Genomic DNA, 24268 nt, shown 5'->3' with positions numbered 1-24268 from the left:
CTTCGCGATAGGGTCGACATGTTTCAATGGCTCTCCTGCGGGGACGTGAGCCCTCCAGAATTTTCAGAATATATTTGTAAGGGGCGCTCATGAGCGCGAATCCGCAGGTGGGCTCGTTCACGGTCAGGAATGCTTCGTTTGCTTACGCGCAGATATGCTACGTTCTCCATTGGTGTGCATTCATCTATGCCATGGGATTTCTGATCGATTTCGTTGCGCCGACCGGCGTGGATAGCGGTCTGCCTGCGTCGCTCGGCTACTCGATCACGATTGACGTATCGCTCGCGCTGTTGTTCGTTGTCGTCCACTGGATTATGGCTCAACAGCGCTTCAAGGATGCGTGGTTCAGGCTCATCCCTGCTGCCCTGGAGCGAAGCACCTATGTCCTCGTTTCCAGCGTCTTGCTGATATCGATATTCTTGATGTGGGCGCCTATCCCCATGGTGGTGTGGGATGTCCAGCAACAAGGCGCGCGCGTCCTCATCTTTTCGATCTATTGGCTCGGCTGGCTTCTCGCAATTGGCGCGACGTTTCCAATCAATCATTGGGACCTATTTGGTGTTCGCCAGGCCTATCTGCTCCTGGAAAATCTTCCGCAAACTGAAGCAGAAACCGCAGATTCCCTTCTATATCGCTACATTCCCCATCCGATATTCGTTGGGTACGTCGTCGTGTTCTGGTCGACGCCGCACATGTCCGTTGGGCATGCGCTGCTCAGCGCGATCATGACTGCGCTCGTTATCGTCGTTGTATGGGGCGGTCACTGATGCGGTCACTTCATTCTGTTTCGAAGGACGCGACGATCATTTTGGAGCGAGCTCTATCGTGGCCTCATCGGCCGAGCCACGATCCTCTGTGATCGCACAACGACAAATCAATTACTACCGTGACGGGGAGATTGTGATGGCTGAGGAAACTAAGGGGTCTCGAAGCGAAGGCGCTGATCGGCAGATCGCCTATTGCGCGGTGTTTCCCAAGATAGGGATCGCGCGCGTGGGCGATTCCAAGGACTATTTCGTCGGGCCTGAAGCTCCGGGTGTTCCAGCGGCTCCGGAAGGTGGCTTTAAAGACCGCTCTGGCCGCGTGAAGCGGCAGGCAGCGAGATTCCGCGTCTACGGTTTCGACGCGGACGGAGATGTTGTCGCGGAGTTGACCGCGCAAAACACCCATCGAATCACCTGGCAGGTATCGCTCGCCAACAAAAAAGCCTCCTGGCATGAATTCGCGGGTGCCAAGGCGGCCTTGGCTCTTTTCGAGGGGACAACTGAGGAAGCGCGGCAGCCTCCGCTGCGAAACAACGACTGGCCGACGGATCGTCGCGCGCTCGTCATGAAGGCCACGGCGGCCGTGAGTGGAGAGAGCACAGCCTCGGCGCCGCTCCAGGGAACGATCTACGACGTGCCGGACCCGATTTATCTGGGGGAGTTGCGCACCGACGACCTCGGACGGCTGCTCGTGCTGGGGGGACATGGGCATTCCGCAGCCAGGTCGAATGACGACAAATACCTGATCGACCACTATGCAAATAACGATGGCTGGTACGACGACACTGCTGACGGATCGGTGAGTGTCGAAGTGGAGATTGCAGAAGGCGTCGTTGTTCCGGTTGAAGGCAACGCGTGGGTGATCGTCGCTCCTCCCGACTATTCGCCTCATACCGACAGTCTCGTCACGCTGTTCGACGCGATGGAGGATACGGCCCTGGAGAAGGGATTGCCCTGGCATCTCGGCTCCACGGCTCCCGAGCGTGAGAGGACTCGGGTTTCCTTTTTGGACGACGTCTATCCGATCCTGTTCCGCGCGGTTGACACGCAATGGGTCAACGAACGGGCTCTGCGAGGCCATGGGCCAGGAAAGGCAGCCAACTTCCTGAGCGATGAGCTATTGGCTGCTCTCGCCCGCAATGGCGAAGCCGGTGATGACTTGCGCAAACGGTTCTTTAGCGTCGTTCGCGACCCCAATCTCACGGGCGATGATGCAAAAAAGCAGGCGAGCCTGAAGTTTATGCCCCAGCTCTCGGGGAACGAAGGCGACTCCGAAGGAAATATCGGAGACCCGGATCACTGGCTGAAGCTCACGAAAAGACAGTATGAGTCGCTTCGGTTGTGGTCCGAGGGGCGTTTCGACGGTTACGACACTCTGAAAGAGTTGAAACTCGCGATGGTTCGTCCGGTGCCGATTGATCAGATCGCGCTGAATGACCAGCCATTCGCGCTTACCAAAGGCGCGTTGTCGGCTTGTGTCGGGGGTCCATTCTACCCTGGGATCGAATTGACTGCGATCTGCACGTCGGAACATTTCTACGAACGCGCATTTGAGGTCGCGGCGCGGTTGGAGCCCGGTGATCTGACAAAGTGGATGGCGTTGCCGTGGCAGGCGGATTTCTACGAATGCAACACCTATTGGTGGCCGGCGCAACGGCCTGATGCGGTCGTCAGCGAGTTCGATTTCGACGAAGCCCGCAAAGACTTCCCGATTGAGCGCGAAGCCGCCAACTTGGCGAGTGTTCTGTATCCAAGGAAGCAATGGGACAGGGGCGTCGGTTCGGAACGGACGTTTCAGCCTATCTTTGAGTGGCCGTCGACGGATGGGAAGGATATTGCGACGTTTGCAGCCGAGGCGAAGCAGGCATTCGTCACGTTCGTGTGGGCACAATGGACGTTTCGTGGCCGAAATTGGCGCCTGCCCGAACCGAAGGATGGTGAGGCGCTGAATCGATACCAGTTCCGCCTTCGCGAATTCTACGACCACTATGGCAGTGCGAAGCATTGGCCATTCGAACTGCCACATGCCACGCTGCACGTGCATCCGGAAGCTTATCGGGAGCAGGTAATTGCGGCGTTCAGCACCTATATCCAGAATGTCGTGCCGTCGCCCGACGAAGGCGAGGTCCTTGAGATTTACGCTGCACGTCTCAAAACGACGGATTCTGCCTGGATGAGTTTCCTGGGCGCGAGCATTCAGATCGGATACGAGGTTCGTCAGGACTATCAGGCCGACAACGAAATGGTTCGAAAGTGGAAGGACCTCGGTTTCGTCGTCCCAGTGCCGGATCTGGCCGAGCGGGTTCTCGTCGAAACGGGACGAGGAAAATACGACGGCCTCCGCGACCGCGACTACTTCTACATCATGCTCAACTACGAGAGTTACCCAGATTTCGGTCCCAAAGCCAAGGAACTTGCTCGGTACTTCCTGCAGGCTGCGCGGGATTTGCAGAAGACCAAGCAGTTCAGGAGCGATCCGACCCAGAATTTCTGGGAGTTCTTCGAATACTCGCCCTCGGCATTCGAGGCGCGGCTCTCGCAGATTTATGAATATCTGGCGGCGGGCGAGCGCCAACCCGCCGAATCCTGGTGGACGCGTGAGTTGCTGATCAAGCGTCAGCTTCAATTGGCGCCGTTCAACCAGCTGGATGGATCATGGTTGCGCTACGCCACGAACGCCGGGCCGATCTCGGAAATCAATTCGCTGCTTTTCGAAATCTGGAGCGACGAAACGGGTGGCGGAGATCCCGCGCTCAACCACGCGAACCTGTATACTGCCTTGCTGCAAACGCTCGGGATCTATCTTCCGAACATCAGGAGCAGGGACTACGCGAACAACCCCGACATATTCGATTCAGCCTTTACGAACCCGTTGTTCGAACTCTGCATATCGCAGCATTCAGACGCGTTCTTCCCGGAAATTCTCGGGATGACCTTGCAGCTCGAGTGGGAGGTTCTCGGGCTCTGGCCGGGCGTGAAACGGCTGGAGGCCAATAATATCAGTGCCCAGTTTTACAGGATGCATATCGGCATCGATAACGCGGTCTATGGGCACGGCGCGAAAGCAAAGGAGGCAGTCAAGCAGTATCTCGACTACGTACGAGCCGAAGCCGGGCCGGCCGAGGTCGCAAAGGTTTGGGAGAGGATCTGGACCGGTTACGTTGCGTTCGCGACCACAGGCGATATCAGTCAAGATTTCGCGGTGTGGCGCGAATATCCGCCCACTATCGAGCAACGGATGGTCGAGCTCATCAAGCAGAAGAAATACTTCGCGCAGCGAAATCATTTCAATCTTCCGGAGTTCGGCGTGATTCCCAACCGGATGAACGATTGGTTCGAGGATCCACAAGCCTTTCTGGACGAGCTCGCGAGCTCGCGATACGTGACGCCGGGAAATCCATCGAGCAGCTACTTCCTCAACAACAGGACCACCTACGAAGGCCCGATGTACAAGATCTTCTCGCCGGGCGAGCTGGCGCTCTGGGCTGATTGGGTGAGGTGGCTTGGGAACGTTTACGAGCAGGCGGCCGCGGCTCCGGTCGGTCCCGGCGATGCGATGAAGAAGCTCGTTCAGTCTCTTTCGTCGAGCGCGGCGAATGCCCAGGCACACGAAGCTCGCGAACTGGCGGGTACCATGAATGGAGCGCGTGTCAGACAATCGGTCGCTGCCTGGTTCAAGGCGGGCCCCGAGGCTCTCATGGCCGCAATCAGCGATGCTGAAAATGGCTGGATCAGCCCGGGCAACGCCAGCGGCAGCCGCTTCATCACCGATCTGCTGCCGAGCGCCTTCAAAATGCTCGATGCGATCAAGCGGACGACGATCGATGGTTCTGATGGACTTGCCATCCTGACCCAGTGGATCGACGCTGGTTGCCCCATTCCGGGTGGACGGACGGCGGCACCAGCATCCGCCGCGTTGCAGGCGGTCGCTGGGGCGAGGGCGGTTTCGCCGGGAAGAGTGTACCCAGTGCGATCAAGGCCGGGCCTGCACAGGCGGCAGATTTTCGGTCAGGACGCGGTGCATTGAGCGGCTTGAGGAGCGGAGTCATGGACCTGCAGCACATAGACCATATCGGATTGAACGTCCGCGATCTCGCGACCTCGTATAAGTTCTACCGTGCCGTGTTCGGCTTTGACATCGTGCACAAGTGGACCACGACCTGGATGGTGGGGAACGACATGATCAGGTTGGGTCTCTTCCAGAGACCCAAAGCTGGTCCGGTTTGCAATATCGACGAAGCGCTCAGCATCACCCATGTTGCATTCCGTATGAGTGGGGAAGCTTTTGGCCAGGCCCAGGCGGAGCTGAAGGGGCTTGGCGTTTCTTTTGATCCGCCCGAGGATACCGGCATCGCCTTTTCCATCTTCGTACTGGATCCCGATGGTCATCAGATTGAGCTGACCACGTATGATCGTCCGGCAGCCGGAGAAGCAGCCTGACCGTCGTCAGCTCCGATGCGCTTGTGCTTGGCGCCGGTCCCGCCGGCGCCGTTGTCGCAACGGTTCTTGGCCGTCGAGGTGTCAAGGTTCTCCTTGTCGACGACCAGCGGCAAAAGGCGTTCAGCGGAGGCGAGACACTCCCGGGAGCCTCCCGCCCGATCCTCGGCGGTTTGGGGTTGACCGACGTGCTTGACCGAACTCCTGTGCTTCCATGCACGGGCAGCCGGTCGGCTTGGGGGTCTGATGAACTGGCGATGCGGCCCGGAATATTGAGCGCGTATGGTGCGGGGTTTCACATCGACAGATCCGCCTTCGACGCGCATTTGCGGAGTGCGTCACGGAGAGCCGGTGCGCATGCCTTGAAAGGCAGGCTGAGCACAGCCAGTCGAGATGACCATGGTTGGACCATCTGTGTCAGATCCGGTGAGGACGAGACGACCATTGAATGTCAGTGGGTATTTGACTGTTCCGGACGGCGATCGACGTTCGCACGAGCCGTTGGGGCGACAAGACGAGGGGCTGACAAGCAGGTCGCCGTCGTCGCAGTTGCCGGGCGGTCAGGCAGCGACGACGATCTAGCGACGACAATAGAGAGTGTGCCCGAAGGATGGTGGTATAGCGCTCAACTGCCTGGAGATCGACGGATTTTCATGCTGTTTACCGACGGGGATCTACTTGCCGGTATCGGCATGCGCTCGATTGAGCGGTTCGTCGCGCTCGGCTGTCGCACGCGGCACATCTCGGAGCTGATGTCGGCCTACAAATTCGACCCAATTCCACCAACCGTCGTGCTCGCGGACAGCGCGTCGCTCGATGTTGCGGCCGGACCCGGTTGGTTAGCGGTCGGAGATGCTGCAGCCTCAATGGATCCATTGGCATCGACCGGCATCATCGACGCGCTGAAGTCCGGGCGGATGGCGGCAGAGGTCCTGCTAGGTGGTGGAATTCGGCTCGAGGATTATTCGCGCGCGATCCTCGAACGTCATTCTCAGAACTTGCGGCTCCGATCACGCTACCATTGGATGGAGAAGCGCTGGTCCGGTTCGGACTTCTGGCGGCGCCGGCGCCTTCCATCCGAATGACAGTGATGGCTGACGGCCATTTTCGGTGACCGGCGAAATAAGGCGGCGCACCATGACCGTGCACGGATGCCCGCTTTGAGCCGGGCAAGTCTCAGCGTGCGACCGAAAGGTCATTGATTTTCGTAACCTGCAGCCGATTCTTGACCAGGCGCGTTGCGCTATCCACGTTGATCTGGCGATCGCAGGCCTGCACTGACAGCAGTACAATCGGGTAGCTCGAACCACGGCGCGCCGTTCGTTCGCGTCGGATCAGGTGTCTGCCTTCAGCTCGAGGCTCGACGAGCCGCAATTGCGGTCATCTCAAGCTTGACGCCGGGGCCGAGGTCGGCCACTCCGATAGCCGCGCGCGCCGGTAGAGAAGTCTCCGCGAAAAATGCTTTCCAGGCCGTATTGAATGCGGCCTTCTCGCTGAGCTTCGTCAGGAAGATCGTCACTTGCAGCACATGAGACCGGTCGGATCCCAGTGTGTCCAGCAAGCGCGACAACTGGCCCAGTACATCGTGTGCCTGGCCGGCCATATCGAGGCTTGTGTCCTCGGGGACAATCCCGCCGATGTAGAGCACACCGTTGTGCTCGACAACCTCGTGGAGCAATCCCTCATACGGTAGGACGCGCTTGATCATGATGCTGCCTTTGACGTTGCCGGTGCGACGAAAGCTGTACGGCGTATAATCGCCGACCTGACAAGTCAACACGCCTCATCATCAACGCGTCCCGGCTCGAAGCTTGTGCGCCGGCCATCCTCAAAGCATCCTAGACCCACCCGCCATCGACGACATAGTGCTGCGAGGTGCAGGCGGAAGCCTCGTCGGAAGCGAGGAAGACGGTGAACTTCGCGACCTCGTCCGGCACCAGCCTGCGCTTCAGGCACTGTCGCTGCTGCAGTTCAACCTCGCCCGCCGGCGTCATCCATTTCTCCAGCTGGCGCTCGGTCATGATCCAGCCCGGCGCGATCGCGTTCACGCGGATATTGTAGGGACCGTAGTCACGCGCCAGCGAGCGCGTCAGACCGATCACGCCTGATTTGCTGGCGGTGTAGGCGGCCATGCCGCCTTGTCCGGCCATCCACGACACCGAGCCGAAATTGATGATGGCTCCGGCATTCGCAGCCTTCATGTCCGGCAGCACGGCTTGCGATGCAAAGAACTGGTGCTTCAGATTCACCGCGATGCGGTCGTCCCAATATTCCGGCGTCATCTCCTCGGTCTTGTGCCGCTCGTCATGCGCGGCGTTGTTGATCAGGATGTTGATCGCGCCGTGCGCCTTGCGTGCCTCCGCCACCCCGGCGCGTAGCGCGGGAATGTCGGTCAGGTCGACGTGCTGGAAATGCGCAGCCAGTCCCTGATTGGATAGCTCGCGCACCAGGCGCTGGCCTTCGTCGACCTTGATGTCGAAGAACACGACCTTGGATTTCTGCTCCGCGAAGCGCCGCACGATCGCAGCACCAATTCCCGCTGCACCACCGGTGACGAGAACGACCTTGCCGGCGAGGTCGGAATAGATGGCAGCCATGGGCACCTCTCAAGTTTGTTGCGGGCGGCGATCAGGCCGCCCCGACTCTTTTCCGCACCTTAGCCATTCTGCCCGTGAGGTGCATAGGTCAGAATTTTAGTTGCGTACCTCAAAAATTGAAGGCAGGATTGCAGTCAAAGAATAAGACTCGATCGGGAGGATGTGATGAGGCTGCTTGCCAAGCTGGGACTCACCGCTGTTGCATGCCTGCTTTGGGCCAGTTCCGCGTCGGCCGACACCACCGTCAAATGGCTGCATATCGAGGTCAATCCGGCCCAGGTGAAGATCTGGGAGGAGGTTGCGCGTGCCTATGAGGCGTCGCATCCGGGTGTGAAAATCGAGATGCAGTACCTCGAGAACGAGGCCTACAAGGCCAAGCTGCCGACCATGCTGCAATCGAAGGACCGGCCGCACATCATCTATAGCTGGGCCGGCGGGGTGCTGAAGACGCAGATCGACGCGGGCGTGCTGGAAGACATCACCGATTCCGTGAAGAGCGGGGGCTACGGTGACACGATCGCACCGGCGGCGCTCGCCGCCTTCTCCCAGAACGGCCGCGTCTTTGGACTTCCGATCGCGCTGTCGCAGGTCGGCTTCCTCTACAACAAGGATTTGATGGCCAAGGGGAATGTCGATGCGAGCAAGATCAAGACATGGGACGATCTGCTCGGCGCGGTGAAAACGCTAAGGGCCGCGGGTGTTACGCCGATTGTGGTTGGCGGTGCCGACAAATGGCCGCTGCATTTCTACTGGACGCATCTCGCAGTGCGCGTCGGCGGCAAGCCGGCCTTCGATGCAGCGCTGAAGGGTGAAAACGGCGGCTTTGCCGGTGAAACTTTTCAGAAATCCGGCGAGTTGTTCAAGCAACTCGTTGATCTGCAGCCGTTCCAGAACGGCTTCCTCGGCTTCAAGAACCCGCAGGCCGTCGGCTATTTCGGTGACGGCAAGGCCGCGATGATCCTGGCCATCTCGTCCTTCTACCACACCCAGCGCGCGCTCGCCGCCGACAAGGTCGGTCTCACCGACGACAAGCTCGGCTGGTTCGATTTTCCGGTCGTCCCCGGTGGCAAGGGTGATCCGTCAGACACGCTCGGAGGCATCACCGGCTGGCTGATCACCAAGGGGGCGCCCAAGGAAGCCACCGACTTCCTCAAGTACTTTATCTCCAAGGACGTGCAGGCGCGGCTTGCCGCCGGCAACTTCATCGTTCCCGTCGTCAAGGGCGGCGAGGCCGGCCTCAACAGCGCGTTCATGAAGCAGATCGCGGCCAATCTGGCGAAGTCCAACTATCATCAGAACTTCTACGACCAGAGCCTTGGACCCTCCGTCGGTCGCGTCGTCAACGATGTCACGGCAGAGATCGCCGGTGGCAGCATGAGCCCGCAGGACGCTGCGAAAGCGATCGAAGCGGCGTACAAGCAGGGTAACTGACGGTGGCGCGACGGATCGCGATCGCGTCGCCGATGGGCGTTGCTGACGAGACGGCCCCGCAGGTCGTGGCCCGCGGCCCGAGCTGGGACGGCCGCTTCACTGTCCTGATCCTGTTCCTGCCGCCGGCGCTGCTGCTGTTCACGCTGTTCGTGGTGCTGCCGATCGGTGAGGCCGCCTGGTATTCCGGCTTCAGCTGGAACGGTTTCGGCAAGCCGACCAACTGGATCGGCTTCGATAACTACCGCTTCGTGTTGGAGACGCGCGCCTTCTGGCTCGCGCTGCGCAACAACGGGCTGATCATCGCAGTTTCGCTCGCGATCCAGCTGCCGCTCGCGCTCACGCTGGCCTTGATGCTCGCCGAGAAGTTCCGCGGCGCGGTGGGGCTGCGGATGCTGTTCTTCATGCCCTACATCCTGGCCGAGATCGCGACCGGGCTGATCTTCTCGTTCGTTTATGATGGCGATTACGGCCTCGTTGCTTCGATCTGGCGCACCTTCGGCGCCGAGCCGCCGCATCTGCTGGCCTCGACAGACACGGCGATGCTGGCGGTGCTGATCGTGATCGTCTGGAAGTACTTTGGCTTCCACATGATGCTGTTCATCGCGGCGCTCCAGAGTCTCGACAAGAGCCTGGTCGAGGCGGCGCGGATCGACGGCGCAACGCGGTCGCAAACCTTACGCCATGTCGTCATCCCATTGCTCTACCCCACGATCCGGCTCTCCGTGTTCTTCGCCATCGTCGGCTCATTGCAGTTGTTCGATCTCGTCATGCCGCTGACGCGCGGGGGACCGGCGGATTCCTCCAACACCATGGTGAGCTTCCTCTACAACAACGGCATCTCGCGCATGCGGGTCGGCTACGGCAGCGCCATCGGCGTCATCCTGTTCGTGATCTGCGTGACCTTTGCCTTCACCTACAAGCGATGGTTCATGCGCGATGAGTAGTGCCGAGACCACCCGCGCGCCGTTCGATCCCGCCATGCTGTTCAAGGCGGCGTTCCTCGCCGTCGTTGCCATCTTCGTGCTGGTGCCGCTACTCGCGACCCTGCTCGGCGGCTTCAAATCGCTGGGCGAACTGCGGGTGAATCCGTTTGGCTTGCCTCGTCACTGGGAATGGCAGAACTATGCCGACATCCTGTTCTCCGGGCGCTACTGGCAGCTCCTGCGTAACTCGCTGATCATCTCGACGCTGACGGTGACGTTGACCCTGATCACTGCCTCGATGGCAGCGTTCACCTTTGCCCATGTCAGGTTCTACGGCTCATCGATGCTGCTGAGCTACCTGACGCTTGGCCTGCTGTTTCCTGCCGCGACCGCCGTGCTGCCGCTGTTCATCAAAGTGCGCGATCTCGGACTGCTCGATACCTACTTCGGCGTCGCGCTGCCGCAGGTCGCCTTCAGCCTAGCCATGAGCGTGCTGCTGCTGCGGCGCTTCTTCAAGGACATCCCCCATGAGCTGCTCGAGGCGGCGTTGGTCGACGGTTGCAGCTACATCAAATTCTTCCGCTACGTGACGCTGCCCTTGTCGAGGCCGATCCTGGCGACGGTCGGGACCATTACCTTCGTCAACAGCTGGAATGCCTATCTGCTGCCGCTGGTGATGCTCAACACCGATGCGCTCTATCCCTGGCCTCTCGGCATCATGATTTATCAAGGCGAATATTCGTCCGAGTGGCACCTGATCCTGGCCTTCATCACGCTCACCATCCTGCCGACGATCATTCTGTTCCTGCTGGCACAGAAGCACATCGTCGCCGGCCTCACGGCGGGCGCGGTCAAGGGGTGAGCAGGACTTCACGGAGAAAAAAATGAGAAAAGTCGGCGTCGGAATCATCGGCTGCGGTGTCATCAGCACCGCTTACATCAAGGCGGCGCAGCGCTTCCCGGTCATGGAGGTGAGGGCATTGGCCGACATGCGTAGCGATGTCGCGGAGCGGCAGGGCGCCGCGTTCGGACTGCCGGCGATGCGGGTCGATCAGCTGCTCAAGCGCGACGATATCGAGATCGTCATCAATCTCACGGTGCCGCTCGCCCACACCGACGTCAGTCTCGCGGTGCTGAACGCCGGCAAGCACGTTCACTCCGAGAAGCCGCTCGGCATCAACGTCGCGGAAGCCCGCAAGGTGATGGATCTTGCAGCGCAGAAGAGTTTGCGCGTCGGCTGCGCGCCCGACACGTTCCTCGGCGGCGGCCACCAGACCGCACGCAAGCTGATCGACGACGGCGCGATCGGCACGCCAGTGGCAGGCAGCGCCTTCTTCGGTTGCCCTGGCCACGAGCGTTGGCATCCGGCACCGGGATTCTATTATTTGCGCGGCGGCGGGCCGATGCTCGACATGGGTCCGTACTACATCACCGATCTCGTGCAGCTGCTCGGTCCGGTCGCCAGCGTGATGGGCTCGACCGCGCGGCCGAGATCCGAGCGCCTGGTCACCAGCCAGCCGATGAACGGCACCTTGATCCCGGTCGAGGTTTCGACCCATGTCGCGGGCACGTTGGAATTCGAGAGCGGGGCGGTCGTCTCGATCGCGATGAGCTTCGATGTCCCAAAACATCGGCACGCACCGATCGAGATTTATGGCGACAAGGGCAGCATGCTGGTGCCGGACCCGAACCGCTTCGGGGGCGAGGTGCAGGTCGCCAAGACCGGCGGCGAATTTGAGACGGTGCCGCTGACACACGGTCATGTCGAAGGCGAGTTCCGTTCCATCGGCGTCGCCGATATGGCTTCCGCGATCCTGAACAACCGGCCGCACCGCGCCAGCGGCGCGCTCGCCTTCCATGTGCTGGAGGTGATGGAGGCGTTCCAGACCTCCGCCGACGAAGGACGGCGCGTCAAGATCGAGAACCGCGTCGAGCGGCCGGCGATGTTGCCGGCCGGACGTGAAACCGGACAGATCGATTGAGGAAATGACCATGCGCAAGGCATTGATTGTATGGGGTGGCTGGCCGGGACACGATCCCGATCTCTGTGCCTCGATGATCCGCGGCTGGCTGAAGGCGGAAGGCTTCGAGGTCCGGATCGAAACCACGACGGAGGCGTTCGGCGATCCCAAAATCCATGATCTCTCCTTGATCATCCCGATCTACACCATGTCGAAGATCGAGAAGGCGGACGCGCTTAATCTCTGTGCAGCGGTGCGTGGGGGCGTCGGGCTCGCCGGCCATCATGGTGGCATGTGCGATGCGTTCCGCGATTCTGTGGACTACCAGTTTCTGTGTGGTGGGCAGTGGGTTGCGCATCCCGGCAACATCATCGATTACAAGGTCGACGTGACCAAGCCTGACGACCCCATCATGAAAGGCTTGAAAGACTTCGAGCATCGGTCCGAGCAATATTATATGCATATCGACCCCGCCATTGAGGTGTTGGCGACGACGACCTTTACCGGCGAGCACGCATCCTGGATCGATGGGGTGGTGATGCCCGTGGTCTGGAAGAAGCGCTACGGCGCGGGCAGGGTGTTCTATTCCTCACTCGGCCATCGTGCCTACGAGCTCGACGTCCCGGAGATCCGGACCTTGATGACCCGCGGCATGTTGTGGGCGGCGCGCGAATGACAGCTGGCGCGACGCAGCCGGCCGTTCGTGCCACGCTGGAAGACGTCGCGCGTGCGGCGGGCGTTTCGCTCGCTACTGTCGATCGCGTCGTCAACCGGCGCGAGGGCGTGCGCGCCAAGACCGTCGCGCGCGTCGAGGCTGCGGTCGCCAAGCTCGGCTACCGCGCGGACGTGGCGGCCGCACGGCTCGCACGTGGGCAGAGTTTTCGCTTCGCCTTCGTGCTGCCGTCCGGCAGCAATAGCTTCATGACCAACCTGACCGAGCAGGTCCAGCGCACCGCGGACTGGATCGCCGGACAGCGCGGATTCATCGATATCCTCCATGTCGACGTGTTCGATCCGGATGTGTTGGCCGGCGCGCTGGAAAACCTGTCGCCGGCCTATCAGGGCGTCGCCGTCATCGCGCTCGACCATCCCCGGGTGCGCGCCGCGATCGACGAACTCACCGCGCGCGGGGTTGTCGTGGTGACCCTAGTGTCGGACGCGCCGAGCTCGCGCCGCCTGCATTATGTTGGTATCGACAACCCGGCCGCGGGACGGACTGCGTCGACGCTGATGGGACGTTTCCTGGCCGGGGGCGAGGGAACGGTCGCCGTGATCGCGGGATCGCTGTCGCTGCGCGATCACACCGAGCGGCAATTCGGCTTCCACCAGATCCTGTCCAGCGAATATCCGAACCTGCGTGCGTTGCCAGTCATCGAGGGGCGTGACGACAGCGAGCGCACGCGGGAGCTCACCGCCGCGCTGCTCGCACGCCATGCGGATCTGCGCGGCATCTATTGCTGCGGCGCCGGAAACCGTGGCATCGCCGATGCGCTCGAGGCCTCCGGTCGCGCGCGCGAGGTGGTCTGGATCACCCATGAGCTGACGCAGTACACGCGGCGTTTCCTGGTTCGCGGCACGCTCGATGCCATCATCAACCAGGATCCCGGCCACGAGGCGCGTTCTGCGGCGCGCGTCCTGCTTGCGCATTGTGCCGGCGAGCCGATCAGCCCCGACCAGGAGCGCATCCGCATCGACATTTTTCTGCGGGACAATCTGCCGTAACGTCGAGCTTCGCCTCTCAGCCCCAGCGTATCGGTTTGCCGCCTTGCTTCGCGCTTTCCTCGGCGAGGATCGCGATGCGCGTGGCGCGCAGGGCGTCCTTTGCCGAAATTTGCAAGGCTTCGCCGCGCGCGAGATGATCGAAGGCGAAGCCGGCAGGCGAGCCGCCCGGGGGAAGTTCGACCTCACGTCTCGCTCGTGTCGCGGTTTCGACGAGCAGCCGGTTCTCGGCGAAGAGAACGTCCGCCCGCCCGCGTGTCCCCGAGATCCGCATGGCATAATCGCCGTGGCGGGGAGAAGCTTCGGGCTGAATCCAGTCCACTTCGATCGAGAATTGCGGGCCGTTGTCGCAGGCGAGGATGGCGCGTCCCAGGGCAGGGAAGCTCGTCGTGCCGGCAGCGGGGGTAGGCGAGACCCAGCCGCTGATCGTGCCGCTGGTGTAGCCCGTCAGCCAAAGCGCCAGATCGATGTCGTGGACCGTCAGATCGGCGAGAATGCCGCCATAGGTCGACGGCTCGAACATCCATGCGGGACGCCGGCTTGGCACGAGCTTGTGGGGTCCGGTCGAGCTGATCGAGACGATGTCTCCCAGTTCGCCGCTGTCGAGCACCGAACGAAGCGCGAGTGTCACAGGATAGAAGCGCTTCTCGAGCAGAAGTGTCAGCAGGTTGCGGCCTGCGAGGGTGTCCTCGATCAGGGCGAGCTGGGGAAGCGTCACCGCCATCGGCTTGTCGACGATCGCGAAAATATTCCGGCGCAGCAGTTCGGCAACGATCGGAGCTCGAAGACCGAATTCGGTGAAGACCGCGACGGCCTGGACCTTGTGCGCGTCCAAAAGCGCGATCGGGTCGGTGTAGCCGGGCGCCTGCGTGCGCCGTTCGAGTTCGGCGAGGCGCGCGGCGTCGTGATCGGCGACCGCTACGATCCTGACGTCGGTCCTGACGGCGATTTCCGAGAGCACATATTCGACGTGCGGATGAGCGGCGCCAATGATGGCGATGTCGAGCATGGGGGCGCTATCGGCCATCGAGCTATACCAGTGGCGAGATGTCTTTGGGGGTGACGGCCCGGCCTTCCGCAGCCGAGCGATAGATGGCGGTGACCACGCGCGCAGCCTCGAATCCATCCCGGAACGGCGTGGCGGGTGTCCGCCGTTCCCGGACCGCCCCGACGAAGTCGCGCCATTGCGCGATGTGCCCCTCGATGCCGATCGCCTTTGGGTCGTTGGCGGCACTTCCCGGTCCCGTCGCGCTCGCCGGCTGTGAGACACCGGGAAAATCCCAGCGAACGATGCTGTCGTGCGCGAGCTCGCAGCTGCCGCGATCGGTGAACAGGCGCAGCATGGCCGGCCGTCCCGGTGGCAGTGCCGTGCTCGTCACGATCACGCCGAGCGTGCCGGAGGCGAAGGACAGCAGCGCCGCCGTCGTGTCTTCGATCGCGTGTGAATGTCCGAGCGTCGCCGTCTTGCCTTGAACGCTCGCAACCGGTCCGAACAGCCAAAGCATCAGATCCAGATTGTGGACGCCCTGATTGAAGAGCGAGCCGCCGCCGTGATCGGCTTCGGCGCGCCATGGCTTCTCGGCATAATATGCGTCGGAACGATACCAGTGGATTGCCGCTTCGATCAGGCGCGGTTGCCCGAGGTGGCCTGCGTCGAGCAGCGTCTTGATCGCCTGGTGCTGCGGCTCGAGGCGGCGCTGCGAGACCACGCCGCATGTCAGCTGCGAGCTCTCGGCCGCGCGGACCAGGGATGCAGCCTCGGCTGGATCGACGCAAAGCGGCTTCTCGACAAGCACATGCCGACCGGACCTGATGGCGGCGAGGGCTGCATCATGATGCGCGCCACTCGGCGTGCAGATGACGACGGCGTCGATCTCTGCGCCGGCCAGCATGGCTTCGGTGGTTGCAAATGTCGAAACGGGTTCGCCGTCAATGCACGCGGCAATCTGCTCGGGCGTGCCGCCGGCGACAGCGGCCAAAACGGCCTCGTCGAGCGCCCTGATCGCGCGCGCGTGCGTTTCACCGATCGCGCCCGGACCGACCAACCCGATGCGAAGTTGGTTCATCTCAATTCCTCAAGGCTTGGCCGGAAAGGGCTGACCGGCAACATAGGTGGTCTCGGGAATGATGGAGCCATCATCGCCGAGACGAAATCGAAGCAGATCGGCGGGCGAGCCGACTGCGAGAGCCGGAAGCTGGAATGGCGCGCGGGGATTGATCGTTGCCAGCCTCAATGCCTCGGCGAGTGTCAATCCGGTCATGCGTTTCGCCGTCGCGATCCCGAACGGCAGGCTGGCCGCCGCGCCCGCCAGAAACGGCGTGCCGACGACTTCCAGCCGGCCATTCGCCTTCAGTTCGACGCGCCCGCCCACAGGCATGTCGTAGATCGCGGGTGGACAGCCGGCGAGCGCGACGGCGTCCGAAACAAGCATGGATCGCCCGAGGCCCTTTGCGCGCAGCATGGCTTTGAAAGTCTCGGGCGGAAGGTGGTGGCCATCGGCGATGAAGCTTGCCCAGAGCCGATCTTCCGCGAGCTGCGTCCAGATCGGGTTGGGATGCCGCGGTAGCTGGGCCGCGATGCCATTGCCGAGGTGCGTCGACAATATGGCGCCGGCCTCGACCGCTGCGGAGATCTGATCCGTCGTGGCGTTGGTATGGCCGAGCGCAACATGGGCTCCGCGAGCGCGAAGCCCTCGCACATAGTCGGCCGTCTTCGGCCAGTGCGGTGACAAGGTCACCAGGCCGACGAGGTTGCCGCAGGCCGCTTGCCAGGCGTCGAACTCATCGAGATCCGGTGGTCTGACGTGTTCGGCCGGGTGCGCGCCGCGAGGACCGTCCTCGGGCGCAATATGGGGCCCTTCGACATGGACGAAGGGGATGGCGTGCCAGATCAGCGGGTCGCTGTCGCGCGCCTCTGCGATCGCCTTCAACGCATCGATGAGTGCAGCACGTGATGCCGTGATCAGCGTTGGCGCAAAACGCGATACGCCGCTGCGATGGACGGCGAGGGCGAGATCGCGGACCGTCTGTGGATCGGTGCCGCCATTGAGGTCATGGCCGCCAAAACCGTTCAATTGCAGATCGAACAGTCCGAGCGACAACCAGTGCTCGTCATCAGCACCGCCGGGCGCGATGTCGGAGATGCAGCCGTCGGAAATGGTGATCGTATGAGGCTGACCAGTCTCCGGATCGCGGCCCGAGATTTGTGTCGCCCGATCGCTCATGCGCGTGCCGTGGCTTGCAGCCGTGGCGGTACGGAGTCCCGATCGAGATACAGCATGCATCGCGGATGCGTACGCAATGCGCTCGCCGGACAGGCCGCGCCGATCGGGCCGTACAGGGATTGCTCGACGGCTGCTCGCTTCGCCGCGCCGGGCACCACGCAGAAAAGCTGATCCGCGTCCAGCAACCGGGGAACCGTCAGGGTGATCGCGTGCGTCGGCACGTCGCCGAGTGTTGCAAAACACTTGTCGTCGACCTGCTGCTGACGGCAGATCGCGTCGAGCTCGACGATCTTGACCTGCTTGGTGTCGTGCAGATCCGCGACGGGCGGATCGTTGAACGCCAGATGCCCATTGACGCCGATGCCGAGGCACACGATGTCGATCGGGGCATCGCTGAGAAGGGCCGCATAACGCGCCGCTTCGCGGTCCGGATCCGGTTCTTGTCCGATCAAATGGATGGCGCCCAGAGGGACGTGCGAGAAGAAATGGCGGGTGAGCCACACGCCGAAGCGCTCGGGTGCGTGCGCCGGAAGCCCGAGATATTCGTCCATGTGAAAGGCAATCACGCGTCGCCAATCGATATCGCGCTCTGCGGCCAGCGCGTCCAGCATCTCCGCCTGGCTCGGCGCGGCGGCGAACACCATCCGCACGCGATCTTGCCGCGCGAGGCGATCGCGCAGCGCAGCAGCGATGTCCAGGGCCGCAGCCCGGCCCATCGCATCCCGCGTCTCTGATATCGCGATCCCTGGCGCGACCGAAGCCATCATATCTACTCGTGTCTTGTCCGGCCGCAGATCAACCTACAAGGGCAAGAATGTTATGCAATCGGTTGCATGTCAAGCTTGCGCCCCGGCGGCGATCAAGGCATGTGTAATGTCGAGATCCCGCACAGGAGGCGCCACCGGTGAAACGCGATTCCGACGGCAGCGAGCGGCGCTCAGAGATTGCGCCGACCATCAGTCAGGTCGCAAAGATCTCCGGGGTCTCACGCGCGACCGTCTCGCGCGCCTTCACGCGCCCCGGAATGCTGAGCGAGGAGACCGTCCGGCGCGTCAAGGCGGTCGCCGACAAACTGGGATATGTGCCCAACCAGGTCGCGCGCGCATTGTCGACCGGGCGACACGGCAACGTCGCACTCATCGTCTCAGACGTTGCGAACCCGTTCTTTCCGCCGCTGATCAGAGCCGCGCAGCTTCATGCCGACAGGGCGGGACTTTGCGTCTTTCTGGGCAATTCGGACGAGGATCCCGCGCGCGAGGAATTGCTGCTCGGGCGGTTCATCGGCCAGGTGGAGGGGCTTGTGCTCGCCTCCTCCCGTCTGGACGAGACGCAAATCCGCATCTATGCCGCGCGCCGGCCGCTGGTCCTCATCAATCGCGACATCGACGGAATCACGCGGGTCCTGATCGATACCGCGCCTGGTGTTGCGGCTGCGATCGCGCATCTTGCCGAGCTTGGGCACCGGCACATCGCCTATGTCAGCGGCCCCACGACGTCATGGTCCAATCAGCAGCGGCGCAATGCGGTCCGAAAAGAGGCGGCGAAGCGCGGGCTCAAGGTGATCGCCATTCCGGCTCGCCCGCCATCCTACGACACTGGCCGATTGGCCGCTGCCCCGATCGTCGCCAGCGGCGTCACCGCGGCCATCGCGTTTGACGACCTCGTAGCCCAGGGGCTGCTGGCCGGGCTTGCGGCCCTCGATGTCGACGTGCCCACATCCTTCAGCGTGGTCGGCTGCGATGATGTTCTCGGCGAAACCACCTACCCGCAACTCACCACGGTGTCGGCGCGTTGCGCCGATGCCGGCGATGTCGCGGTTGGCCTCCTGCTCAGCCAGATGAATGGTGGCGCATCGGGCGAGATCCGCCACAAGCTGAACTCTCACCTCGTCGTTCGCGCGAGCACCGGTCCGGCGCCTGCGAAACGAAAAACCCGCTGACGATTTGGTCAACAGCCTTGGAAAGCGGCAACGGATCGCAATTGACACGCAACCGGTTGCATGACAGCCTTTGATCGGAATTTTTAGAGTTCTGGGAGCGGGGACATGGCCTTCATTGCGAAATCCTTCTGGCTGTCGGCGGCCCGGTTGCTGGCGGTGGCTGCCGCCCTCCCGATGCTGGCTTTGCCTGCGTCGGCGGAGAAGCTGACCATCTGGAGCGGCTGGCCCGACCTCGCCCCGTTCTACAAGCGCGTCGGAGACCAGCTGAAGGCGAAGTATCCCGATCTCGACATCAGCGTCGAGGCCATCGCCTTGCGTGAGCATGAGAAGCGGCTGGCGCTCTCGCTTCCATCCGGCTCCGCCGGAGACGTCATCGAGATGGAGGTCGAGGCTGCGCGATATCTGGAGGCGGGCCTCATCCCGGAGCCGCCGGCCGCGATCGTGGATTTCGTCAAAGCCAATTACGACATGACGCGGGTGAAGACCGCCACGTATGACGGCAAGATTTACGGCGTGCCGCTGTTCCAGGGGCAGGGCGCGCTGTTCTACAACACCGACATGTTTGCCAAGGCCGGTCTCAATTCGCCTCCCAAGACGATGGCGGAATACACGGCCTATGCGCAGAAGCTCGTCCAACGTGACGCATCCGGCACGCCGACCGTCAGCGGCTGGAGCCTGCGTCTCAGCGGTGGTGGCTCCGGCATCGCGGAGAAATATTGGACCATCCTCTATAATCACGGCGGCACGCTGTTGGAGGAGAAGGGCGGCAAGTGGCGCGCCGCCTATGCCAACGAAGCCGGCCGCAACGCGCTCAAGCTGTACCTCGACAACGTCGTGACCTATCGGACGGTGTTGCCCGAGATGAAGGCGGACGCCGAAGCCTTCGAGCTCGGCCAGACCGCGATGTTCATCCGGGAATCCTGGGTGATCGGCGACGTTGCCAAGAAGGCGCCCAACCTCAAATACGCGACGGCGCCATTGCCGAAGGGCACGCTGATGGTCCCGGTGGATCTCTACGTCCCCAACAAGGGGCCGAAGAGCCAGATCGCCTGGGACTTCGTTCAGAAGGCGAACGAGCCGGAGAATTTGCTGTGGCTGGTCGAGAACACGGCGTGGGTGCCCAATCGCAAGGGGCTCGACTACTCTGCGGTTATCAGCAAGATCCCCCAGCTCGGCGCGTTCGTGAACACCCCCGCCGACCACGTCTTCTTCACGGTGCCCGCGATCAGTCCCGCGAGTGAAATTCTCACCCGGCTCGCGGCCCGGCTCGAGAAGGCCTTTACCGACAAATCGCTGGCAGGAAACGATGCCGCCATCGACGCTTTCCTGAAATCTGCCGCTGAGGAGAGTGACAAGATCCTCGCCCGGGAAGATCTGCTGGCCAAGTGAGCTCGCAATCGATGGTCGCGTCGACACATTTGCAGCGCTAGCCGGCGGCCGCTCCGGGAGACTCCATGCGTTTCAAGCCGAAATGGCTGTTTCCGGTTCTGGCGCTGCTCCCGGTTCTCGGCCTCTATGCTTGCCTGCGCGTTTACCCGATCGCCGAGACATTGCGTCTCAGCCTGTTCAAGTGGAACATCATCTCGCGGCGCAAGCCGTTCGTCGGGCTCGACAACTTCGTCGAGCTGACGAGTGATCCGCTGTTTCTCGAAGCGATCTTCAATACCACCGTCGTTGCCTTCGGCGTGCTGGTGATCACGATTCCCGTGGGGCTCGCGCTCGCTGCGCTGATCAACAGCCGGCAGGGGCTCCGGCGCAGCGGCTTCTACGAGACCTCGATCTTCCTGCCGCACGTCGTCTCGCTGGTGCCGGCGGCCATGGCCTGGAAATGGATTTTTGATGCGCGGCTCGGGCCGCTCAACGCGTTGATCGGATGGTTCGGAATCCCGGCGCAGTCCTGGCTGTTCGACCCCGTCCTGTCGGTGGTCTGCCTGATCGTTCTGTGCTCCTGGCAGGCGATCGGTTATGCCGTGCTGATCTTTCTCGTCGGGTTGAAAAACGTTCCGGAGGCGCTCTACGAGGCGGCGCGCCTCGACGGCGCATCCGCGTTCCAGGCGTTTCGGTACGTCGCAATCCCGCTGCTGAAGCCGGTGATGCTGTACGTGTCGGTGATCACGCTGATCTCGTCGTACAACATTTATGCACAGGCCTTCGTCCTGGCCTCGGACGTCCAGGGTGCGCCGGGGCATCTGGTTCGCGTGCTCGTCCTCGACATGCTCGAAAACAGCTTTCGAAATTACCGGGTCGGCTATGCCGCCGCCGAGGCCGTCGTCCTTCTCGTGATCGTGCTCATTCTCACGGGCGCGCAGTTCAGGTTGTTTCGGGATCGGAGCCGGGCGTGAGCGATCCAGACCATCCGTCCAGCGATATCGATCGCAACACGCCAGCCGGCCTCGCGATCGACGTTGTCCTATCCGTTGTCGGCCTGATGATGCTGCTGCCGCTGGTCTTCCTGATCAGCAACGCGTTCAAGACGCCGCCAGAATTGCTGGCCTGGCCGCCCACCATCATTCCAAACCAGCCGACACTGGAGAACATTCTCGGCGTGCTGCACGAAACGCCGCTGCTGCGTTGGATCGGCAATACACTGATCTTTGCAGGGATTTCGACGACCAGCATCGTCGCCACCTCCGCCATCGCCGGCTACGTGCTCGGCAAGTTCGATCTTCCCTGGTTTCCGGCCGTCTTCGGCGTCATCATCGCGACGTCAGTCGTGCCCTTCGAAGTCTACATGATCCCGCTCTATCTGAATGTTCAGGCCGCGGGTATGTTGAACACGCTGCCCGGCCTCCTGGTCGGCTATCTCGTCATGAGTTTCGGCATCTTCCTGGTGCGGCAATATGTGACGACGTCGATCCCCGACGAGCTGCTGGAAGCCGCGCGGGTGGATGGGGCAGGCGAGGGGTGGATCTTTCTGCGGATCGTGCTCCCGCTGATGCGGGGGCCGCTGGGGGCGCTTGGGGTGCTGGCATTCTTCCAGGCCTGGACCGCGTTCGCATGGCCGCTCGTCGTGACCACCAACAAGGATACGTATACGCTCGAAGTCGGGCTGGCCCTGTTCCAGACCGGCTTCACCGTGGATATCGGCCATCTCAGCGCGGCTGCTGCGGTCGCCCTTGTTCCCAGCGCGCTGTTCTTCTCGCTGATGCGACGAAATTTCGTGCGTGGTGTGGCCGGGACCGGTTTGAAGGAATGATCGTCGCGTCCCATGGGGCTGTCGAAGGAGCGCACAGGACGTGATTGAACAGGAATACGATACGATCATCATCGGCGGAGGTTCCGCCGGAGCGACGTTGGCCGCGCGCCTCAGCGAAGATCCGTCGCATCGTGTGCTGCTGCTCGAGGCGGGGCAGGATCTTCGCACCGCCACCACGCCGGACCACATTCGCATCCCGAACCCCATGCGCGCCATCGGTGACGACGACTTCCGTTGGCCGAAGCTGCTGGCGCGCCGCACCGAGCGGCAGCAGCCGCTGCTGCTCTGGCGTGGCCGCGCCATGGGCGGCAGCTCGACAATCAATGGCCAGATCGCAATCCGCGCCGTTCCTGACGACATCGACCGCTGGGCGGCCGCGGGCTGCACCGGCTGGTCGTGGGACGAGCTTCTGCCCTATTTCTGCAAGCTCGAAACGGACAAGAATTTCCCCGACGCGCCCTATCACGGCGATCGCGGTCCGATCCCGGTGTACCGCGCGCCGATCCCGGATTGGGGCAATGTCGACCGCGCGCTGCGCGCCTCGGCGCTCGGCCTCGGCTATGGCTGGTGCGAGGATCACAACGCGCCCGTGGGCACCGGCGTCTCGCCCTACGCCATCAACAGCGAGGGCGGCCTACGGATCTCCACCAATGACGGCTATCTGGAGCCTGCGCGCGACCGCGCCAATCTCGACATCGTCGGTCGCGCGCTGGTCGACACCATCACCTTCGAGGGTAACCGGCTGCACGCCAACGGCGTCATGGTCCGCGTGAACGGCCGATCCTACACACCCCGCGCGACGCGTGACGTCATCCTCTGCGCGGGTGCCATCCATTCGCCGGCCATTTTGCAGCGCTCCGGCATCGGGCCCGCCGCCGTGCTGGAGAGGCTCGGCATCCCGGTCCGTGCCGACTTGCCGGCGGGCGAGAATTTGCTGGACCATCCGATCGTCAACGCATTGCTGCATCTGCGCGAAGGCAGTCAGGTCAGCACGCTGATGCACCGGCACACCAATTGCTGCCTGCGCTACTCGTCCGGTCTCGCGGGCGCCGGCGACAACGACATGATCATGATTGCCGGTAATCTTGCGCGCTCGTCGCAATCGATGGTGGAAGTCACGCTGGGGCGCATCGCCGTCTCCGTCTATCAGGCGTTCAGCCAGGGGCACGTCCGCATCGTCTCGGCCGATCCCGAGGTCGATCCTGAAGTCGAGGAGCGCATGCTGTCCGACCCCAGCGATCTCGCGCGGATGCGCGACGGGGTTCGCCGCCTGCGTGATATCTGCCTGCAGCCTGCGGTGACCGAGATCGCCAGCCGCGTCGACTATGGCGCCAGTGGACGTTCCATGGACGAGCCGCTGGGCGACGCGGAGCTCGACGACTGGTTGTTCGCCGAGTGCAGCGACGCGCAGCACGCCAGCGGCACCTGCAGAATGGGCGCACCGAGCGACGCGCGTTCGGTCGTCGATCCCGAATGCCGGGTGATCGGATGCACGGGATTGCGCGTGATCGATGCCTCGATCATGCCGGAAGTGCCGCGCGCCAACACTCACTTGACCACGGTCGCCATCGCCGAGCGCATGGCCGATCGGTTGAAGGGCGCGACATAAGACGTGACGGGTATGCGAGATGGCCCCAAGCCCGTTACCAGGCCAGCGGGATCCTCTGCGCAAATCCGCCGAGGTCCGAAGCCGAGCTGAGCGGCTGCCGGTCGAGCGGGCGGTTGTTGTTCTGATTGGCGAATGACGTGCCGGGTGGATGGGCGTAGTCGCTGAACTTGCGGTCGCCGGGGAGAACCTCGGTCCCGCCATCCAGCCAGGAGCGCTTGCTGACATAGATGCGCGTGCGGGAGCCGGATTGATAGGTCCGATCAGGGCCGTGCGGACCGTACTCATAGACGGCCTCTTTCGACGGCTGCAGGCGGTCGCGCCTGCCGACCGTGTCGGCGTTGATGGCCACGGTCGAGGCGAGGATGGCGACCAGCGCGAGACTGGTCGTGACGATCGGCTTCATTGCGGACATCCCATGCGCGTTGGCTGATGTCAGCGGCTCTCGCATCGCTCCAGCGGCGTGTAAAC

22 protein-coding genes and 1 pseudogene are annotated in these 24268 nt (G+C 62.5%); 16 read left to right on the top strand and 7 right to left on the bottom strand.

All coding sequences use genetic code 11. From position 1 onward, the window contains the following. Nucleotides 1-89: 89 nt before the first annotated feature. From NLM32_RS33725 to NLM32_RS33710, 5 genes and pseudogenes are all read left to right on the top strand, one after another. Nucleotides 90-767 carry an isoprenylcysteine carboxylmethyltransferase family protein gene (locus NLM32_RS33725; RefSeq protein WP_254133018.1) on the top strand — a complete coding sequence of 226 codons (678 nt, stop codon included), beginning with the start codon at nucleotides 90-92 and terminating at the stop codon, nucleotides 765-767. Between the two features lie 136 nt (nucleotides 768-903). Continuing rightward, nucleotides 904-4791, top strand: coding sequence for a LodA/GoxA family CTQ-dependent oxidase (locus NLM32_RS33720; protein WP_254133017.1), 3888 nt, complete (start codon nucleotides 904-906; stop codon nucleotides 4789-4791). Between the two features lie 20 nt (nucleotides 4792-4811). After that, nucleotides 4812-5204, top strand: coding sequence for a VOC family protein (locus tag NLM32_RS33715; protein ID WP_254133016.1), 393 nt, complete (start codon nucleotides 4812-4814; stop codon nucleotides 5202-5204). A gap of 23 nt (nucleotides 5205-5227) precedes the next feature. Continuing rightward, nucleotides 5228-5743 (top strand): annotated as a pseudogene (locus NLM32_RS46425) (NAD(P)/FAD-dependent oxidoreductase); the annotation flags it as partial. Between the two features lie 111 nt (nucleotides 5744-5854). Further along, nucleotides 5855-6286, top strand: coding sequence for an NAD(P)/FAD-dependent oxidoreductase (locus tag NLM32_RS33710; protein WP_254133015.1), 432 nt, complete (start codon nucleotides 5855-5857; stop codon nucleotides 6284-6286). Nucleotides 6287-6549: 263 nt separating this feature from the next. On the opposite strand, the gene NLM32_RS33705 is transcribed toward NLM32_RS33710, so the two are convergent. Both NLM32_RS33705 and NLM32_RS33700 read right to left on the bottom strand, forming a co-directional pair. After that, nucleotides 6550-6909: a RidA family protein gene (locus tag NLM32_RS33705; RefSeq protein ID WP_254135488.1), complete on the bottom strand. Its 360-nt coding sequence runs from the start codon at nucleotides 6907-6909 to the stop codon at nucleotides 6550-6552. Nucleotides 6910-7039: 130 nt separating this feature from the next. Further along, on the bottom strand, nucleotides 7040-7798 hold the full coding sequence (locus NLM32_RS33700) for an SDR family NAD(P)-dependent oxidoreductase (RefSeq protein ID WP_254133014.1): 759 nt from the start codon (nucleotides 7796-7798) through the stop codon (nucleotides 7040-7042). A 165-nt stretch (nucleotides 7799-7963) separates the two neighbouring features. Between NLM32_RS33700 and NLM32_RS33695 the strand changes: the two genes are divergently transcribed. Genes NLM32_RS33695 through NLM32_RS33670 form a run of 6 tightly spaced genes read left to right on the top strand, consistent with a single transcriptional unit; the run spans nucleotide 7964 to nucleotide 13835 of the window. Next, nucleotides 7964-9229: an ABC transporter substrate-binding protein gene (locus NLM32_RS33695; protein WP_254133013.1), complete on the top strand. Its 1266-nt coding sequence runs from the start codon at nucleotides 7964-7966 to the stop codon at nucleotides 9227-9229. Between the two features lie 2 nt (nucleotides 9230-9231). Beyond that, nucleotides 9232-10173, top strand: a complete 942-nt coding sequence (locus NLM32_RS33690; RefSeq protein ID WP_254133012.1) for a carbohydrate ABC transporter permease — start codon at nucleotides 9232-9234, stop codon at nucleotides 10171-10173. Next, nucleotides 10166-11014 (top strand): carbohydrate ABC transporter permease, encoded by an 849-nt coding sequence (locus tag NLM32_RS33685; protein WP_375143598.1) that lies wholly within the window; start codon nucleotides 10166-10168, stop codon nucleotides 11012-11014. Before NLM32_RS33690 ends, NLM32_RS33685 begins: the two co-directional genes overlap by 8 nt. 22 nt (nucleotides 11015-11036) lie before the next feature. Next, on the top strand, nucleotides 11037-12134 hold the full coding sequence (locus tag NLM32_RS33680) for a Gfo/Idh/MocA family protein (protein ID WP_254133011.1): 1098 nt from the start codon (nucleotides 11037-11039) through the stop codon (nucleotides 12132-12134). 10 nt (nucleotides 12135-12144) lie between these two features. Then, a complete protein-coding gene (locus NLM32_RS33675) occupies nucleotides 12145-12789 on the top strand; it encodes a ThuA domain-containing protein (protein ID WP_254133010.1) in 645 nt (214 codons plus the stop codon). Next, on the top strand, nucleotides 12786-13835 hold the full coding sequence (locus tag NLM32_RS33670; protein WP_254133009.1) for a LacI family DNA-binding transcriptional regulator: 1050 nt from the start codon (nucleotides 12786-12788) through the stop codon (nucleotides 13833-13835). Before NLM32_RS33675 ends, NLM32_RS33670 begins: the two co-directional genes overlap by 4 nt. A 16-nt stretch (nucleotides 13836-13851) precedes the next feature. Here NLM32_RS33670 and NLM32_RS33665 read toward each other — a convergent pair whose 3' ends face one another. Genes NLM32_RS33665 through NLM32_RS33650 form a run of 4 tightly spaced genes read right to left on the bottom strand, consistent with a single transcriptional unit; the run spans nucleotide 13852 to nucleotide 17823 of the window. Beyond that, nucleotides 13852-14859: a Gfo/Idh/MocA family protein gene (locus NLM32_RS33665; protein ID WP_254133008.1), complete on the bottom strand. Its 1008-nt coding sequence runs from the start codon at nucleotides 14857-14859 to the stop codon at nucleotides 13852-13854. A 4-nt stretch (nucleotides 14860-14863) separates the two neighbouring features. Next, nucleotides 14864-15898, bottom strand: a complete 1035-nt coding sequence (locus NLM32_RS33660) for a Gfo/Idh/MocA family protein (protein ID WP_254133007.1) — start codon at nucleotides 15896-15898, stop codon at nucleotides 14864-14866. Nucleotides 15899-15907: 9 nt separating this feature from the next. After that, nucleotides 15908-17056, bottom strand: coding sequence for an N-acetylglucosamine-6-phosphate deacetylase (locus tag NLM32_RS33655; RefSeq protein ID WP_254133006.1), 1149 nt, complete (start codon nucleotides 17054-17056; stop codon nucleotides 15908-15910). Next, complete coding sequence (locus NLM32_RS33650) at nucleotides 17053-17823, bottom strand: glucosamine-6-phosphate deaminase (protein ID WP_254133005.1); 771 nt, start codon at nucleotides 17821-17823, stop codon at nucleotides 17053-17055. The genes NLM32_RS33655 and NLM32_RS33650 overlap by 4 nt, the downstream gene beginning before the upstream one ends. A 137-nt stretch (nucleotides 17824-17960) precedes the next feature. Here NLM32_RS33650 and NLM32_RS33645 point away from each other — a divergent pair, with 137 nt between their 5' ends. From NLM32_RS33645 to NLM32_RS33625, 5 genes are all read left to right on the top strand, one after another. Next, a complete protein-coding gene (locus NLM32_RS33645; RefSeq protein WP_254133004.1) occupies nucleotides 17961-18995 on the top strand; it encodes a substrate-binding domain-containing protein in 1035 nt (344 codons plus the stop codon). Between the two features lie 105 nt (nucleotides 18996-19100). Beyond that, entirely contained in the window at nucleotides 19101-20384 is a 1284-nt protein-coding gene (locus tag NLM32_RS33640) for an extracellular solute-binding protein (protein ID WP_254133003.1), read from the top strand. 65 nt (nucleotides 20385-20449) lie between these two features. Beyond that, the gene (locus NLM32_RS33635) at nucleotides 20450-21337 is read left to right on the top strand and encodes a carbohydrate ABC transporter permease (protein WP_254133002.1); all 888 of its coding nucleotides are present in this window, start codon (nucleotides 20450-20452) and stop codon (nucleotides 21335-21337) included. Beyond that, nucleotides 21334-22191, top strand: a complete 858-nt coding sequence (locus NLM32_RS33630) for a carbohydrate ABC transporter permease (RefSeq protein WP_254133001.1) — start codon at nucleotides 21334-21336, stop codon at nucleotides 22189-22191. Before NLM32_RS33635 ends, NLM32_RS33630 begins: the two co-directional genes overlap by 4 nt. Nucleotides 22192-22231: 40 nt before the next feature. Next, entirely contained in the window at nucleotides 22232-23800 is a 1569-nt protein-coding gene (locus tag NLM32_RS33625) for a GMC family oxidoreductase (protein WP_254133000.1), read from the top strand. A gap of 34 nt (nucleotides 23801-23834) precedes the next feature. Here NLM32_RS33625 and NLM32_RS33620 read toward each other — a convergent pair whose 3' ends face one another. Next, nucleotides 23835-24203 carry a hypothetical protein gene (locus NLM32_RS33620; protein WP_254132999.1) on the bottom strand — a complete coding sequence of 123 codons (369 nt, stop codon included), beginning with the start codon at nucleotides 24201-24203 and terminating at the stop codon, nucleotides 23835-23837. Nucleotides 24204-24268 lie beyond the last annotated feature (65 nt).

It is taken from the genome of Bradyrhizobium sp. CCGUVB14 (assembly GCF_024199935.1).
Taxonomy (GTDB): domain Bacteria; phylum Pseudomonadota; class Alphaproteobacteria; order Rhizobiales; family Xanthobacteraceae; genus Bradyrhizobium.
Note: the sequence above shows the minus strand (reverse complement) of the source record. Positions and strands in the feature narration are given on the sequence as shown.